The sequence below is a fragment of the Streptomyces sp. NPDC050485 genome (assembly GCF_044458185.1).
Taxonomy (GTDB): domain Bacteria; phylum Actinomycetota; class Actinomycetes; order Streptomycetales; family Streptomycetaceae; genus Streptomyces.
In genome coordinates this window covers 78,603-93,139 of sequence record NZ_JBITHR010000010.1, presented here as the reverse complement: position 1 = coordinate 93,139, position 14,537 = coordinate 78,603, and the positions used below count along the sequence as shown (strand labels likewise).

At 70.7% G+C, this 14,537-nt stretch carries 16 protein-coding genes; 11 read left to right on the top strand and 5 right to left on the bottom strand.

The window, feature by feature from the left end:
* Positions 1 to 4 precede the first annotated feature (4 nt).
* The 4 genes from ACIBK6_RS21330 to ACIBK6_RS21315 all read left to right on the top strand — a co-directional run bounded on the left by ACIBK6_RS21330 (position 5) and on the right by ACIBK6_RS21315 (position 2,166).
* On the top strand, positions 5 to 256 hold the full coding sequence (locus ACIBK6_RS21330) for a type B 50S ribosomal protein L31 (protein ID WP_399052860.1): 252 nt from the start codon (positions 5 to 7) through the stop codon (positions 254 to 256).
* A complete protein-coding gene (locus ACIBK6_RS21325) occupies positions 253 to 1,395 on the top strand; it encodes a CobW family GTP-binding protein (protein WP_399052859.1) in 1,143 nt (380 codons plus the stop codon). The genes ACIBK6_RS21330 and ACIBK6_RS21325 overlap by 4 nt, the downstream gene beginning before the upstream one ends.
* A gap of 3 nt (positions 1,396 to 1,398) precedes the next feature.
* Positions 1,399 to 1,638 carry a 30S ribosomal protein S18 gene (rpsR, locus tag ACIBK6_RS21320; RefSeq protein WP_399052858.1) on the top strand — a complete coding sequence of 80 codons (240 nt, stop codon included), beginning with the start codon at positions 1,399 to 1,401 and terminating at the stop codon, positions 1,636 to 1,638.
* A 288-nt stretch (positions 1,639 to 1,926) separates the two neighbouring features.
* On the top strand, positions 1,927 to 2,166 hold the full coding sequence (locus ACIBK6_RS21315) for a DUF397 domain-containing protein (RefSeq protein WP_399052857.1): 240 nt from the start codon (positions 1,927 to 1,929) through the stop codon (positions 2,164 to 2,166).
* Positions 2,167 to 2,233: 67 nt separating this feature from the next.
* Here ACIBK6_RS21315 and ACIBK6_RS21310 read toward each other — a convergent pair whose 3' ends face one another.
* Complete coding sequence (locus tag ACIBK6_RS21310) at positions 2,234 to 2,734, bottom strand: ATP-binding protein (RefSeq protein ID WP_399052856.1); 501 nt, start codon at positions 2,732 to 2,734, stop codon at positions 2,234 to 2,236.
* A 298-nt stretch (positions 2,735 to 3,032) separates the two neighbouring features.
* Here ACIBK6_RS21310 and ACIBK6_RS21305 point away from each other — a divergent pair, with 298 nt between their 5' ends.
* From ACIBK6_RS21305 to ACIBK6_RS21290, 4 genes are all read left to right on the top strand, one after another.
* Positions 3,033 to 3,932 (top strand): helix-turn-helix domain-containing protein, encoded by a 900-nt coding sequence (locus ACIBK6_RS21305; protein ID WP_399052855.1) that lies wholly within the window; start codon positions 3,033 to 3,035, stop codon positions 3,930 to 3,932.
* Positions 3,933 to 3,978: 46 nt separating this feature from the next.
* Positions 3,979 to 5,436, top strand: a complete 1,458-nt coding sequence (locus ACIBK6_RS21300) for an aldehyde dehydrogenase family protein (RefSeq protein WP_399052854.1) — start codon at positions 3,979 to 3,981, stop codon at positions 5,434 to 5,436.
* Between the two features lie 111 nt (positions 5,437 to 5,547).
* Positions 5,548 to 6,084, top strand: a complete 537-nt coding sequence (locus tag ACIBK6_RS21295; RefSeq protein WP_399052853.1) for a DinB family protein — start codon at positions 5,548 to 5,550, stop codon at positions 6,082 to 6,084.
* A 17-nt stretch (positions 6,085 to 6,101) separates the two neighbouring features.
* Complete coding sequence (locus tag ACIBK6_RS21290; protein ID WP_399052852.1) at positions 6,102 to 6,713, top strand: PadR family transcriptional regulator; 612 nt, start codon at positions 6,102 to 6,104, stop codon at positions 6,711 to 6,713.
* Here ACIBK6_RS21290 and ACIBK6_RS21285 read toward each other — a convergent pair.
* A complete protein-coding gene (locus tag ACIBK6_RS21285; protein WP_399052851.1) occupies positions 6,710 to 8,140 on the bottom strand; it encodes a glutamate decarboxylase in 1,431 nt (476 codons plus the stop codon). The two genes, ACIBK6_RS21290 and ACIBK6_RS21285, sit on opposite strands and share 4 nt — an antisense overlap.
* A 92-nt stretch (positions 8,141 to 8,232) precedes the next feature.
* Positions 8,233 to 8,598 carry a YbjQ family protein gene (locus tag ACIBK6_RS21280; protein WP_399052850.1) on the bottom strand — a complete coding sequence of 122 codons (366 nt, stop codon included), beginning with the start codon at positions 8,596 to 8,598 and terminating at the stop codon, positions 8,233 to 8,235.
* A gap of 138 nt (positions 8,599 to 8,736) precedes the next feature.
* On the opposite strand from ACIBK6_RS21280, the gene ACIBK6_RS21275 reads away from it, so the two are divergent.
* A complete protein-coding gene (locus ACIBK6_RS21275) occupies positions 8,737 to 9,426 on the top strand; it encodes a DedA family protein (protein ID WP_399052849.1) in 690 nt (229 codons plus the stop codon).
* Between the two features lie 67 nt (positions 9,427 to 9,493).
* Here ACIBK6_RS21275 and ACIBK6_RS21270 read toward each other — a convergent pair whose 3' ends face one another.
* Positions 9,494 to 11,143 (bottom strand): threonine/serine exporter ThrE family protein, encoded by a 1,650-nt coding sequence (locus ACIBK6_RS21270; protein ID WP_399052848.1) that lies wholly within the window; start codon positions 11,141 to 11,143, stop codon positions 9,494 to 9,496.
* Between the two features lie 129 nt (positions 11,144 to 11,272).
* Entirely contained in the window at positions 11,273 to 11,767 is a 495-nt protein-coding gene (locus ACIBK6_RS21265) for an inorganic diphosphatase (protein ID WP_399052847.1), read from the bottom strand.
* A gap of 134 nt (positions 11,768 to 11,901) precedes the next feature.
* Here ACIBK6_RS21265 and dacB point away from each other — a divergent pair, with 134 nt between their 5' ends.
* Positions 11,902 to 13,311, top strand: a complete 1,410-nt coding sequence (gene dacB / locus ACIBK6_RS21260; protein ID WP_399052846.1) for a D-alanyl-D-alanine carboxypeptidase/D-alanyl-D-alanine-endopeptidase — start codon at positions 11,902 to 11,904, stop codon at positions 13,309 to 13,311.
* A gap of 49 nt (positions 13,312 to 13,360) precedes the next feature.
* Complete coding sequence (locus tag ACIBK6_RS21255) at positions 13,361 to 14,500, top strand: zinc-dependent metalloprotease (RefSeq protein ID WP_399052845.1); 1,140 nt, start codon at positions 13,361 to 13,363, stop codon at positions 14,498 to 14,500.
* Positions 14,501 to 14,537: the final 37 nt, after the last annotated feature.

Here is a 14,537-nt window from a genome sequence, read left to right as displayed (position 1 = left end):
AGCGATGAAGCCCTCTATCCACCCCGAGTACGGGCCCGTCGTCTTCCGTGACAAGGCCGCGGGCCACGCCTTCCTGACCCGCTCCACGCTCGTATCGAGCGTGGCCAAGCGGATCGAGTGGGAGGACGGCAACGTCTACCCCGTCGTCGACGTGGAGATCTCCAGCCTGAGCCACCCCTTCTATACGGGCAACGCCCGCGTGCTGGACACGGCGGGCCGCGTCGAGCGCTTCGAGCGGCGGTACGGAAAGGCATGACCGATCAGAAGCTGCCCGTCGCGATCGTCGGCGGGCTGCACGCGGACGCCCGCCGGGCCGTGGTGGAGCGGCTGCTGCGCATCGTGCCCGGCAGCGTCGCGCTCCACCACGACCTGGCGGCGGCCGCCGAAGGCACCGTCCGCCGCACGGTCCGCGACACCCTGGTCGTACGCGACGAGGGCGAGGTCCCGCTGGTCAACGACTGCGCCTGCTGCGCCCTGCGCGAGGACCTGGTCCCCGAGCTGGAGCGCCTCGCGGGCGGCGGCCGCACCCGGCTCGCGGTCGTGGAGCTCTGGGACTCGGTCGAGCCGAAGGCGATGGCCGAGGTCGTCGCGGCCCACGGCGAGTTCCTGACGGTCACCTCGGTCATCACCGCCGTCGACCCGGCGCTCCTGCTCCCGTGCCTGGGCAACGGCGACGACCTCGCCGAGGCCGGACTCGCCGCGGCCGCGTCCGACCAGCGCACGGTCGCCGACACCTGGGCCCGCCAGCTGGAGTACGCACCGGTCCTGGCCATCGTGGACTCCGAGCAGGCGGACGACGAGGACCGCGCCCTGCTCGCCCAGCTCCATCCGACGGCCCGCCAAATCCCCTATAAATCCGGCGAGTTGGCGGAAGCCGCCTTCGCCGGTTTCGACGTGGAGGCGGCCGCCGCCCGCCAGCATCCGGCCTGCGCGCTGCTGCCGCAGGACGCGGACGACGCCGGCGTCGGCACGTACGTCTGGCACCGCACCCGGCCCTTCCACCCGGAGCGGCTGTACGCGGCGCTTGAGGACCTGTGCTGTGCGGCCGCCCGCAGCCGGGGCCGGTTCTGGCTCGCCGACCGGCCCGACACCCTGCTCGCCTGGGACTCGGCGGGCGGCGCGCTCTGCGTGGAGAACGCGGGCCCCTGGCTCGCCTCGCTGCCGGACGCCGCCTGGGAGATGGTCCCGCCGGTGCGCCGGGCCGCGGCCGCCCTGGACTGGCACCCCGAGCACGGCGACTGCTGCCAGCACCTCGTCTTCACCTCGCCGGGCCTGGACCGCGACGGCCTGACCGCGCTGCTCGACTCCTGCCTGCTCACCGACGCGGAGTACGCCGCGGGCCGCGAGGCCTGGAAGCGGCTGCCGCCCGCCTTCGACTCCCTCCTGGAGGTCTGACCCGTGCCCAAGCCGCCCCGCACCCCCGCGAAGTCCCGGCCCAACCCGCTGGACCGCGACGGCATCACGTACATCGACTACAAGGACACCGACCTGCTGCGGAGGTTCATCTCCGACCGCGGCAAGATCCGCAGCCGCCGGGTCACCCGGGTCTCGGCCCAGCAGCAGCGCGAGCTGGCCCGCGCGATCAAGAACGCCCGCGAGATGGCCCTGCTCCCGTACGCCTCGACCGCCCGGCCCTGACCGGACCGCCGCACTCCGGCCTCCGTAGCCCCCTCTAAGGGGGCCGACGGAGGCCGGTTTCGTATGCCGGGGCAGGGGTGATCACGCGGCCGTTTGAACCGCGGGCGCCCGGAATGCGTCTGCTCCTCATGTACGGGGATGCGATCCCGGTGGCCCGCGCAGCGGCTGTAACCGCCTGGGCACCCCGCGTGCACGTGCATCTTCCCATGCAGGCGCACATGAACACAGCTATGATCCGGGGCAGTTGACCAGTACACAGATGCACGTCTGCACATCCCGGGAGCGACCTTGCACCACGCATACAACGGCATGGCGGCAGCGGAGCTTCAGGGTGTCGCGTGGCAGAAGAGCCGGCACAGCAACTCGCAGGGATCCTGCGTCGAATTCGCCAAACTGCCGGGTGGAGGGGTGGCGGTACGCAACTCACGCCACCCGGACGGGCCCGCCCTGGTCTACACCAGGGCCGAGATCGAGGCGATGCTGCTCGGCATCAAGGACGGCGAGTTCGACCACCTCGTGCTGGACTGATCCCCTGGGCGACTGGCCTCGTAAAGGACTGGACCCGTACGGTACTGAACCCGCCCCGCCGGTCCGGCTAGTCGGCGGGCTGGAGCCGGAACAGTGCCCATACGACCTTGCCGCCGAGCGCGCCCGACAGCGGGTGCCAGCCCCAGCTGTCGGCGAACGAGTCCACCAGGAACAGGCCGCGCCCGCACTCGGCGCCGAAGTCGTCGCCCTCCCGCTCGACCGGGCTCTCCTCGCTGGGGTCGCGCACCGCGCACACCAGACGGCTGGTCCACCGCATCAGATGCAGCCGCACCGGCACCTCGCTCTCGCGCGGGGTGTCGGCGGGCAGCGCGTGCCGCAGCGCGTTGGTGACGAGTTCCGAGACGACCAGGGCGACATCGTCGAAGCGGTCGCCGAGGCCCCACTGCGTGAGCGTCGATCTGGTGAACTTCCGGGCCCCGCGCACCGCTTCGTAGCGGGCGGGCAGCGCACAGGACGCCGAACCCGAGACCGTCGAGGGGTCGATGGAGGGAAGCGCCTGCCTCAAGGGCTCACAAGGCTCCAGCATGGTCGATCCATTCGTCCCCATGCGAGGCACTCCCGGGTTCGCGGCCGTGGCGGTACAGGACGCAAGCAACTAGCAACCAGACGCAGTTGAGCACGCAGGTGCGCGGGGACCATGGTTCCGAATGCTTCGGCCCGATGCAAGGGCAGATGCACGTGCACGCGACCGACCTGTCCAACCCCGTGCCGTTTCTTGCTCATTTCTTCCTCGGAAGTTCCTCAGGCCGATTTCACTCCTTGACCATTTCCGTAATCGCTCGGGTACGGGCTGAAGCGTTTTGATGGCAGACTGCGCACCACATTCGGATGGGGAGGACGGCGAAGTGACCGCAGGGGAGGCATGGGGATCCCCCCGGCCGAGCGCAGTCGAGGCCGGCGGAGGTTCGGTGGTCCGGCGCATTCTGCTCGGCTCACAGCTCAGGCGCCTGCGCGAGTCGCGCGGGATCACGCGGGAAGCAGCCGGCTATTCGATCCGGGCGTCCGAGTCCAAGATCAGTCGTATGGAGTTGGGGCGGGTGAGCTTCAAGGCCAGGGATGTCGAGGACCTGCTCACGCTCTACGGCGTCGGCGACGAGTCCGAGCGCATGTCACTGCTCGGCCTCGCCAAGGAGGCCAACATCGCGGGCTGGTGGCACAGCTTCGGTGATGTGCTGCCCGGATGGTTCCAGACGTACATCGGTCTGGAGGGCGCCGCCTCGCTCATCCGCATCTACGAAGTCCAGTTCGTACACGGCCTGTTGCAGACCGAGGCCTATGCGCACGCGGTGGTCTCGCGCGGAATGCAGGGTGCGCCCGCCGCCGAGATCGACCGCCGGGTCGCGCTGCGCCTGGAGCGCCAGAAGGCCCTGGTCTCGGAGCGCGCCCCACAGTTCCACGCCGTCCTGGACGAGGCCGCGCTGCGCCGTCCGTACGGTGAACGAGACGTGATGCGGGGCCAGTTGAAGCATCTCATCGAGATGTCAGAGCAGCCCAACATCAACCTCCAGATCATGCCGTTCAGCTTCGGCGGGCACGCGGGGGAGAGCGGCGCCTTCACGATGCTGCGGTTCCCCGAGTCGGACCTGTCGGACATCGTCTATCTCGAACAGCTCACCTCCGCACTGTATTTGGACAAGGCGGAGGAGGTCGCGCAGTACGAACGGGCGATGGCCCGCCTCCAGAAGGACAGCCCGGGCCCGGAGGAAAGCCGCGATCTTCTGCGCGGACTCCTCCAACTCAGCTGACTCATCAGTAGGATGACGTCACATCAGGCCAGTAGTTAGGGATGGCATGTCCTTCTTCACCGACCTCGCCCACCAGTTCATAGACGGCCAGTGGCGCACCGGCAGCGGGTCGTGGGACATCATCGACTTCGATCCGTACAACGGGGAGAAGCTCGCCGCCATCACCGTGGCCACCGTCGAGGAGGTCGACGAGGCCTACCGGGTGGCCGAGCGCGCCCAGCGGGAGTGGGCCGCGACCAATCCGTACACCCGCAGACTCGTCTTCGAGCGCGCCCTGCGCATCGTCGAGGAGCGCGAGCCGGAGATCATCGCGGCGATGATCAGCGAGCTCGGCGGCACCCGGCTCAAGGCGGTGTACGAGGTCCACCTCGCCAAGGAGTTCCTGCGCGAGGCGATACAGCTGGCGCTGCGCCCGGAGGGCCGCATCCTGCCCTCGCCGGTCGACGGCAAGGAGAACCGCGTCTACCGGCTCCCGGTCGGCGTGATCGGGGTGATCAGCCCGTTCAACTTCCCGTTCCTGGTGACCCTCAAGTCGGTCGCTCCCGCACTGGCGTTGGGCAACGCGGTCGTCATCAAGCCGAACCAGAACGCGCCGGTCGTCGGCGGCGGGCTGATCGCGAAGATCTTCAAGGACGCAGGGCTGCCCGCCGGGCTCCTGAACGTCCTGGTCACCGACATCGCCGAGATAGGCGACGCGCTGATAGAGCACCCGGTCCCCAGGGTGATCTCGTTCGCGGGCTCCGACCGCACCGGCCGCCATGTCGCCTCGGTCGCCGGCAGCCACTTCAAGCGCGTCATCCTGGAGCTGAGCGGCAACAGCGCGCTGGTCGTCCTGGACGACGCGGACCTCGACTACGCGGTGGACGCGGCGGTTTTCAGCCGCTTCGTGTACCAGGGCCAGGTCTGCATGGCCGCCAACCGGATCCTGGTCGACCGGTCGATCGAGGAGGAGTTCACCGGCAAGTTCCTCGCCAAGGTGACCTCGCTGCGGACCGGCGACCCGGCCGACCCGGCCACCGACATCGGCCCGGTCATCAACAGCTTCCAGGCGGAGGCGCTGAGTTCACTGGTCGAGCAGGCGCTCGCCGAGGGCGCCACGGCGCTCGTACGGGGCCGCACGCGAGGCAGCCTGGTGGAGCCCACCGTGCTCGCGGGCCTGCCCGCCGACTCTCCCGTACTGCGCCAGGAGATCTTCGGCCCGGTGGCGCTGCTCATCCCCTTCGACGGGGAGGAGGAGGCCGTACGCATGGCGAACGACAGCCCGTACGGACTCAGCGGCGCGGTGCACACCGCCAATGTGGAGCGCGGGGTGCGGTTCGCCAAGCGGATCGTCACCGGGATGATGCACGTCAACGACTCGACCATCCAGGACGAGCCGCTGGTGGCCTTCGGCGGCGAGAAGTACTCGGGGCTCGGGCGGCTGAACGGCGACTCGACGGTCGAGGCGTTCACCACCCAGAAGTGGATCTCGGTCCAGCACGAGCGCAGCCCGTTCCCGTTCTGATCGCCCGGAGAGCGTCAGAGATCGCGGCCATTGAGGACAGGATCTGACCTCATTGCTGCCTAACGTGGTCCTTGTCAACACGGCAGAACACGAACGAAGGCGGTCCGGATCATGGTTACTCACGTTCCCGCAGAAGCCCAGGGCGACGAGCGCGGGGCGCTCCTGGCCTTCGTGGAGGCCCAGCGCGGCGGGCTGCGCCGCGCGCTCATCGGCCTCACCGAGGAGCAGGCCGCGAGCCGCCCCAGCGCCAGCGAGCTCTCGCTGTCCGGACTCGTCAAGCACGTCGCCGAGTGCGAGCTGAACTGGCTGCGGATGGCGCAGCAGCGGCCGAACGAGAAGCAGCGCGACCTGTCGAACTGGCACGAGAGCTTCCGGCTGGCCGACGACGAGACGACCGAGGGGACGCTGGCCTTCTGGGCCGAAGTGGCCCGCGAGACCGAGGAGTTCATCGGCAAGGTGGCCTCCCTCGACGACACCTTCCCGCTGCCGGACCAGCCGTGGTTCCCGAAGGAGGGCCGGGTCTCGATGCGCTGGCTGATGCTGCACCTGGTCGAGGAGTTCGCCCGGCACGCGGGGCACGCGGACGTCATCCGCGAATCCCTGGACGGCAAGACCGCGTTCGAGCTGGTGGCGCTCGCAAATAGCTGAGGTCATAGGCTGGCGCCATGTCAGCGATCCGTCTCCTCGTCCTCGGCGCGGTACGTCAGCACGGCCGGGCGCACGGCTACCAGGTGCGGAGCGACCTGGAGTACTGGGGCGCCCACGAGTGGTCCAACGCCAAGCCCGGTTCGATCTACCACGCGCTCAAGCAGATGGCGAAACAGGGCGTCCTCCTCGCCCACGAGGTGGCGCCCAGCACGGCCGGTGGTCCGCCCCGCACGGAGTACGAGCTGACGGAGGCGGGCCGCGCGGAGTACTTCCGGCTGCTGCGCGAGGCGCTGTCCTCGTACGACCAGAAGACGGACGTGATGTCGGCGGCGATCGGCTTCATGGTGGACCTGCCACGTGCGGAGGTGATCGCCCTGCTGCGCGACCGGCTGGAGAAGCTGGCGGGCTGGCGCCGCCAGGTGGTGGAGTACTACATGGTGGGGGAGGGGCCCGACCAGTTCGGCCACATCGGCGAAATCATGAACATGTGGGTGCACTCGTCGGATGCGGGGGCGGAGTGGACGCGGGGGCTGATCGTCCGGATCGAGGCGGGCGCGTACGCCTTCGCGGGCGAACCTGGCTGGACCCCGGACTGGGGCTCCGCCCCGGACCCGCCGGACACCCCCTAGTGGTGGAACGCGGTTGACACCGATTCGTCCCGGCCCAGCGGCGCGGACTGGCGGCGCAGTTCGGGGAGCAGGCGGCTCAGGTCCTCGATGAGCAGGGCCGCCAGGTCGGAGGAGAAGCCGTTGCGGCAGACCACCCTCAGGACCGACAGGTCCTCCCGGTTCGCCGGGAAGGTGTACGCGGGCACCAGCCAGCCCCGCTCGCGCAGCCGCCGTGACACGTCGAACACGTCGTAGCGCGTGACGTCCGGCGAGGTCGTGAAGGCGAAGACGGGCAACTCGTCGCCCCGGGTGAGGAGTTGGAAGTCGCCGAAGGCCTCCACCCGTTCCGCCAGGCCCCGCGCGACGTCCCGCGTCGTCTGCTGCACCGCCCGGTACCCCTCCCGCCCGAGCCGCAGGAACGTGTAGTACTGCGCGACCACCTGCGCCCCCGGCCGCGAGAAGTTCAGCGCGAACGTCGGCATGTCGCCGCCGAGGTAGTTCACCCGGAAGACCAGTTCCTCGGGGAGCTCCTCGGCCGAGCGCCACAGCGCCCAGCCCACCCCCGGGTACACCAGGCCGTACTTGTGCCCGGAGGTGTTGATCGAGGACACCCGGGGCAGCCGGAAGTCCCACATCAGGTCCTCGTCCACGAACGGCGCGACCATCGCCCCCGACGCCCCGTCGACATGCACCGGGACGTCCAGACCCGTACGCTCCTGCAAATCGTCCAGCGCCGCGCACAGCCCGGCGATCGGCTCGTACGACCCGTCGAAGGTGGAGCCGAGCACCCCGACGACCCCGATCGTGTTCTCGTCGCAGAGCGCGGCGGCGGCCGCGGGGTCGAGGTGGAAGCGGTCGCCCTCCATGGGCACCTGGCGCGCCTCGACCTCCCAGAAGGTGCAGAACTTCTCCCAGCAGACCTGCACATTGACGCCCATGACGAGATTGGGGCGGGCCTCGCGGGACGGGTAACGGTCCGCGTTGCGCCGCATCCAGCGCCGCTTCATCGCCATCCCCGCCAGCATGCAAGCCTCGCTGGAGCCGGTGGTGGAGCAGCCGACCGCGGTGGCCGGGTCCGGCGCGTGCCAGAGGTCGGCGAGCATCGCCACGCACCGCCGCTCCAGCTCCGCCGTCCGCGGGTACTCGTCCTTGTCGATCATGTTCTTGTCCCGGCACTCCGCCATCAGCACCCCGGCCTGCGGCTCCATCCAGGTGGTGACGAACGTCGCCAGGTTCAGCCGGGAGTTGCCGTCGAGCATCAGCTCGTCATGGACCACCTGGTACGCGGTGGCCGGCGCCAGCGGCCGGTCGGGCAGCCGGTGCCGGGGCGGCGCGGAGGTCATCGACCCGACGGGGTCGGCCTCCCCGTAGAACGGGTTGACGGCGAGCCGCCCGCCCTCCTTCTCGTCGGCCTGCTCCTTCTCGCTGCCGCCGCGATGCAGTGCCATGAGGTGTCAACATCCTTCCGTGGAACGGGAGTTGCCGGAGGGGCGGGCGACCGTGCCCAGTTACTCGCTCAGTTACATGCTCGGCTGCGTGCTCAGTTGCGGGAAAGGACCACCGCGGTGCCGTACGCGCACACCTCCGTACCGACGTCCGCCGCCTCGGTCACGTCGAACCGCATCATCAGGACCGCGTTGGCACCCCGCGCCTTCGCCTGCTCCACGAGCCGCTCCATCGCCTGGTTCCGCGTCTCGACCAGCGTCTTGGTCAGGCCCTTCAGCTCCCCGCCGATCATGGACTTCAGTCCGGCGCCGATCTGGCTGCCCAGGTGGCGGGAGCGTACGGTGAGTCCGAAGACCTCTCCGATGACCTGCTGCACCGTGTACCCGGGTACGTCGTTCGTCGTCACGACCAGTACGTCGGACTGCGCACCCTGTCCGCCGCCGTACTCCTCGATGCCCATGTGGTCTTTCCTTCCGGTCGCCCTTGTCGGCCCTACCCAGCCTGCCCCTGGAACCATGCTTTCGCGCGTTACGTTGATAACTTTGGCTGCCGACGGCGGACAGCCCGCCCGACACCCACACCCAGGAGCCCGGTACCCGTGACTGACCTCGCCCTCGGACCGAGCTGGCTGGACCCGGACCATCTGCTCCAGACCTTCGGTCTGACCGGACTGCTGATCGTCGTGTTCGCCGAGTCCGGACTGCTGATCGGCTTCTTCCTGCCGGGCGACTCGCTGCTGTTCACCACCGGCCTCCTGGTCACCACCGGCAAGCTGGGCACCCCGCTGTGGCTGGTCTGCGTGCTCGTGGTGCTCGCCGCGGTCCTCGGCGACCAGGTGGGCTATCTCTTCGGCAAGAAGGTGGGCCCGTCCCTCTTCAGCCGGCCCGACTCGAAGCTCTTCAAGCAGGAGAACGTCGAGAAGGCCCACGAATTCTTCGAGAAGTACGGCCCGAAGTCGCTGGTCCTGGCCCGCTTCGTGCCGATCGTGCGCACCTTCACGCCGATCGTCGCTGGCGTCAGCGGCATGAACTACCGCTCGTTCGTCACCTTCAACCTCATCGGCGGCACCCTGTGGGGCGCGGGCGTGACGCTGCTCGGCGCGGCGCTCGGCAACGTCGCGTTCGTGCACAAGAACATCGAGCTCATCCTGGTCGCGATCGTGCTGATCTCGGTCGTGCCGATCGCCATCGAATTCCTGCGGGCCCGCTCGAAGGCGAAGAAGAACCCGCCGGTGGGCGACGGCCCCGGCGCGGCCTCGCAGCGCGGCGGCCGCCACGCCAAGCGCTGACGGGTCCCTTCACCGCCGGTCCCTTCACCGCCGTACGAGCAGCTGACCGGGCCCTCGCGAGTAGCCGTTAGAAGCCGCGGGTCCGCTTGGCCGCGGCGCGGCTCGCGCCCGGCGCTCTGAGGAAGAGCCGGGCGACCTCGTTGCCGAGGTTCACGCCGATCGCGATCGCCAGGGCCAGGGCCGCCGCCTTGGCGAGGGAGGCGATGCCCTCGTTCAAGTGGTTCTGGGCGATCGAGAGGACCCCGAAGTACATGGCGCTACCGGGCAGCAGCGGGCCGATGGCGGCGGTGACGTACAGCAGGGCCGTGGTGTTCCAGTACCGCGAGAGCAGCTGGCCGAACAGGCCGACCAGGCCGGCCGCGACCGCCGTCGCCATGATCGGCGAGCCCTTCGCGGTGACCGCGATCGCGGCGTACACCACCCAGGCGACCCCGCCGTTCGCGGCGACGATCAGCACGGTGGAACGGTCCTGCTGGAGCAGGACCGCAAAGGTCAGGCAGAGCACGAACGACGCCAGGATCTGGACGACCGGGCGGTCGATGGGCTTGAACGTGCCTTCCGGGTTGAGCTCGGCGTGGATCTGGAGCCCGCCGTACAGGACCGTCAGGACGCCCACGACGATCGCGACGAAGAAGTACCCCACTTCGAGCAGCCGCGCCGAGGCGGTGACGTAGAAGCCGGTCAGTCCGTCCTGGACGGCCGCCACCAGGGCCCGCCCGGGGATCAGCGCGAACAGGCCACCGGTGATCACGGCGGACGGACTGAGGTTCCAGGAGAGCAGGCTGAGCGCGACGCCCATCGCCGCGGGCGGCATCGCGGCCACCACGAACTGGTAGAACTCCGGCAGCCCGCGGGCCGCGCACAGCCAGGCGAGCCGGTCGCCGAGCACCGCGCCGACCGCCGCCACCAGGAACACCGCGACGCCGCCGCCGAGCAGTACGGACGCCGCACCGGCAAGGAGTCCGCAGGCGGTGGTCAGCACCCAGCCGGGGTAGGGGTGGCGGTTGCGGCGGATCTCGGCGAGGCGGCGGTAGGCCTCTTCGAGGGAGACGTCGTGGTCGGCGCTGGTCATGTCCGTGACGAGCCGGTGCACGGCCGCGAGACGGGTGTAGTCGGTGCCCCGGCGGCGCACCGTGCGGTTGGCCGTCACCGGGTCGTCCACAAGCGACGGCTGGTGGGTGATGGCGAGCATGGTGAAGGTGACCGTCGGCTCGCAGTGGTCGAGCCCGTAGCTGCGGCAGATCGCGAACATCGCGGCCTCGACGTCCTCGGCGCCCTCGCCGCCCGCGAGCAGCAACTCGCCGATACGCAGCGTCAGGTCGAGCACGCGGGGCACCGCGGGGCCCGTCTCGTCGGGCTTCTGCACCGGCTCGGGCACCGGCCGCTCGCCGACCGGCATCCGCAGCATGGTGCGCATCCGGTCCTGCCAGGGCGCGTCCTTGGACAGCCGCACCAGCGGGAGGCCGGCGGTGGTGATCAGGGCGGACGGCACGTCGCGCGCGGTGTAGGTGCTGGGCGTCGCGAAGGCGGAGGCGGGCTGGTCGGCGACCGGCTCGGCGGGCGCAGTGGCGACTCCGGCGGGCAGCGCGAACTCGGAGGTCGGTGAATCCTCTTCGGGCGGCTGCGGCTGCTCCACTCCCTCGGGGGGTGCGAACGCGCTGCGCGCCTCGTCGGACTGCGGCTTGCGGTCCTCGGACTCCGGCTGCTCAGCCACCACGTTTCCCGTGCCTCCCTTCGGCCGCTTCGGTGCGTGTGCCCAGTATGTGGGCGATTATCGGCTGGTACGACAACGGGCGGTGCACCCCCCGGAGGGGTGCACCGCCCGCTCGCTGCGGAGGGACGCGCGTCAGTGCGCGCCGCCCGCCGCCTCAAGGCGCTTGTAGGAGGCCTCGACCTCGGCCTCGGCCTCGACGCGGCCGACCCAGTTGGCGCCCTCGACGGACTTGCCGGGCTCCAGGTCCTTGTAGACCTCGAAGAAGTGCTGGATCTCCAGGCGGTCGAACTCGGAGACGTGGTGGATGTCGCGCAGGTGCTCGACGCGCGGGTCGGACGCCGGGACGCACAGCAGCTTGTCGTCGCCGCCGGCCTCGTCGGTCATCCGGAACATGCCGATCGCGCGGCACTTGATGACACAGCCGGGGAAGGTCGGCTCGTCGAGCAGGACCAGGGCGTCCAGCGGGTCGCCGTCCTCGCCGAGGGTGTTCTCGACGAAGCCGTAGTCGGCCGGGTAGCTGGTCGAGGTGAAGAGGCGACGGTCCAGGCGGATCCGGCCGGTCTCGTGGTCGACCTCGTACTTGTTCCGCGATCCCTTCGGGATCTCGATGGTGACGTCGAACTCCACGGGTGGCTCTCCTCCATGATCAGCACATGCATCGGACGGGTGCTGCGTCGGGTGCCATGTTCGCGGCAAGACGCAGTTCTGGTGATTAAGTGTCCCTCACGCAGGTGTGTGATCGCGAAAGGGGCTGGTCCTCGGTGCCGGGACCCAAGACATGGCAGCTCACGGCGGGTGCGGCGGCGGTCGGCCTGGCAGTCGCGGCCGGGACGGTGGCCGTGGCCGGACCGTGGGACTCAGGCCAGCGTACGGCCGAGCGTGACCTGGCCGCAGCGCGGGACGCCCGGGGTGGCGGACATCACCAGCACCCGGCGGATCCGGACGGTCCCGCTCCGGCTCCGAGCGCGCCCGGCGTCCTCGTCGCACTGGGCACTCCGGTCGGCGCCGCCGTCCCGGCCGGGCTGCCCGGCGCGCTCGCGCCGCTGCTCGGCGACCCGGCGCTGGGCACGCGTCCGGCCGCCTCGGTCGTGGACACCGCGACCGGCAAGGAGCTGTACGGGGCCCGCGCGGACGCGGCCATGACCCCGGCCTCCACCGTCAAGATCGCGACGGCGGCCGCGGTCCTCACCGCGTTCGCCCCCGACCACCGCCTCGCCACCACCGTGGTGGCGCCGGCCGACGCCGCCGCGCTCACCCTCGTCGGCGGCGGTGACCCCACCCTGGACAAGGCCCGCCTGGCGGCCCTCGCCGACGACACCGCCCGCGCGCTGCGCGCCCGCTCGCTCGACCACGTACAACTGGCCTACGACACCTCGCTGTTCAGCGGACCCTCGGTGCATCCGATCGGGCCGAACGAGAACCTTGCGCCGGTCGTCGCCCTGATGACGGACGAGGGCCGCCTGGACAGCTCCGCCGGATCCACCAGCGGGCCCGCGGCGCGCACCGCCGACCCGGCGGGCGACACCGCCCGCGCCTTCGCCGAACTCCTCCGCCGGCGCGGCGTGCTGGCGGACGCCCCGGCGCCGGGCACCGCACCGGCGGGCGCAAGGCCGGTGGCGAGCACCCTGTCCGCGCCGCTGCCCGCGATCGTCGAGCGGATGCTGACCAACAGCGACAACGACATCGCGGAGGCCCTGAACCGCCAGACCGCGCTCGCCATCGGGAAGCCCGCGAGCTTCGACGGCGGCGCCGAGGCCGTGCCCGCCCAGCTCGCCAAGCTCCAACTCCCGCTGGACGGAGCCAAGTTCGCCGACGGCAGCGGGCTCGACCGGTCCGACAAGGTCACCGCACAGCTGCTCACCCGGCTGCTCGCCAGGGCCGCCGAACCGGCCCGCCCCGAACTGCGGCCGATCCTCACGGGCCTGCCCGTCGCCGGCTTCACCGGCACCCTCAGCGGCCGCTACGACACCGGCTCGGCCGCGACCGGCCTGGTCCGCGCGAAGACCGGCACCCTGGGCGGCGCGGGGGTCAACACCCTGGCGGGGACGGTCGTGGACGCGAGCGGGCACCTCCTCGCGTTCGCCTTCCTGTCGGCCGGCACCCCCGGAGCCGACCCGCTCCCCACCCAGAAGGCCCTCGACAAGCTGGCCACCCGGCTGATCGCGCACTGAGCGTCGCCAACCGGGTCCCCTCGCGGGGTCGACAACGTACGGTTGACGCATGACTGGCATCGGCGGTGCAGGTACCTCTGGGATGGTCGACTGGAACCTCGCGGTCGCGACCGCGACCCGGCTGGTGCGGCCGGGTCCCGAAGTGACCCGCGACGAGGCGCGCGCCGTCGTCGCCGAACTGCGGCGGCACGCCAAGGCCGCCGAGGAACACGTGCGGACGTTCACCCGGATGATCCCGGAGGGCGTCGAACCGGAGGAGACCCCGGTCCTGGTCGTGGACCGGGCCGGCTGGGTGCGGGCGAACGTCGCGGGCTTCCGCGAGGTGCTGCGGCCGCTGCTCGACAAGATGCAGGAAAGGCGCGGGAACACCCCCGGCGGGGCCGTGCTCGGCGCGGTCGGCGGCAAGGTCACCGGCGTCGAGCTCGGCATGCTGCTCAGCTTTCTGTCCTCCCGGGTCCTCGGCCAGTACGAGACCTTCGCGCCCGCGAGCCGGGAGTTCCCGGCGGCGCCGGGCGGCGGGGGCCGGCTGCTGCTCGTGGCGCCGAACATCGTGCACGTCGAGCGCGAACTCGACGTGGACCCGCACGACTTCAGGCTCTGGGTCTGCCTCCACGAGGAGACCCACCGCACCCAGTTCACGGCCGTGCCCTGGCTGCGCGACCACCTGGAGGGCGAGATCCAGTCATTCCTCGGCGAGACCGAGGTCGACCCGATGACCGTTCTGGAGCGGCTGCGCGAGGCCGCCCAGTCGCTCAGCGGCGGCCGGCCCGAGGGCGAGGAGGGCGAAGGCGGTCCCTCCCTGGTCGAGCTGGTGCAGACCCCGGCCCAGCGCGAGATCCTGAGCCGGCTCACGGCCGTGATGTCGCTGCTCGAAGGGCACGCGGACTACGTGATGGACGGGGTCGGCCCGCAGGTCGTGCCGTCGGTGGCGGAAATCCGCGAGAAGTTCAGGGAGCGCCGGGCCAAGGGCGCGTCCCGGCTCGACATGGCGCTGCGCAAGCTGCTCGGCCTGGACGCCAAGCTGCGCCAGTACCGCGACGGCGAGCGCTTCGTGCGGGCCGTGGTGGAGGAGGTGGGCATGGACGGCTTCAACCGGGTGTGGACTTCCCCGAACACGCTTCCGACCAAGGCCGAGATCGCCAAGCCGGCGGACTGGGTGGCGCGGGTGCACCGCAAGGCGGACTCCTGACGCGAAAGCCGCCGGTGGAAGGTGTCAACGCGGGAAT

Coding starts and splice junctions, on each gene's coding strand:
- ACIBK6_RS21330 (WP_399052860.1), top strand. CDS start 5: ATGAAGCCCTCTATCCACCCCGAGTACGGGCCCGTCGTCTTCCGTGAC.
- ACIBK6_RS21325 (WP_399052859.1), top strand. CDS start 253: ATGACCGATCAGAAGCTGCCCGTCGCGATCGTCGGCGGGCTGCACGCG.
- ACIBK6_RS21310 (WP_399052856.1), bottom strand. CDS start 2,734: ATGGGGACGAATGGATCGACCATGCTGGAGCCTTGTGAGCCCTTGAGG.
- ACIBK6_RS21300 (WP_399052854.1), top strand. CDS start 3,979: ATGTCCTTCTTCACCGACCTCGCCCACCAGTTCATAGACGGCCAGTGG.
- ACIBK6_RS21295 (WP_399052853.1), top strand. CDS start 5,548: ATGGTTACTCACGTTCCCGCAGAAGCCCAGGGCGACGAGCGCGGGGCG.
- ACIBK6_RS21290 (WP_399052852.1), top strand. CDS start 6,102: ATGTCAGCGATCCGTCTCCTCGTCCTCGGCGCGGTACGTCAGCACGGC.
- ACIBK6_RS21285 (WP_399052851.1), bottom strand. CDS start 8,140: ATGGCACTGCATCGCGGCGGCAGCGAGAAGGAGCAGGCCGACGAGAAG.
- ACIBK6_RS21280 (WP_399052850.1), bottom strand. CDS start 8,598: ATGGGCATCGAGGAGTACGGCGGCGGACAGGGTGCGCAGTCCGACGTA.
- ACIBK6_RS21255 (WP_399052845.1), top strand. CDS start 13,361: ATGACTGGCATCGGCGGTGCAGGTACCTCTGGGATGGTCGACTGGAAC.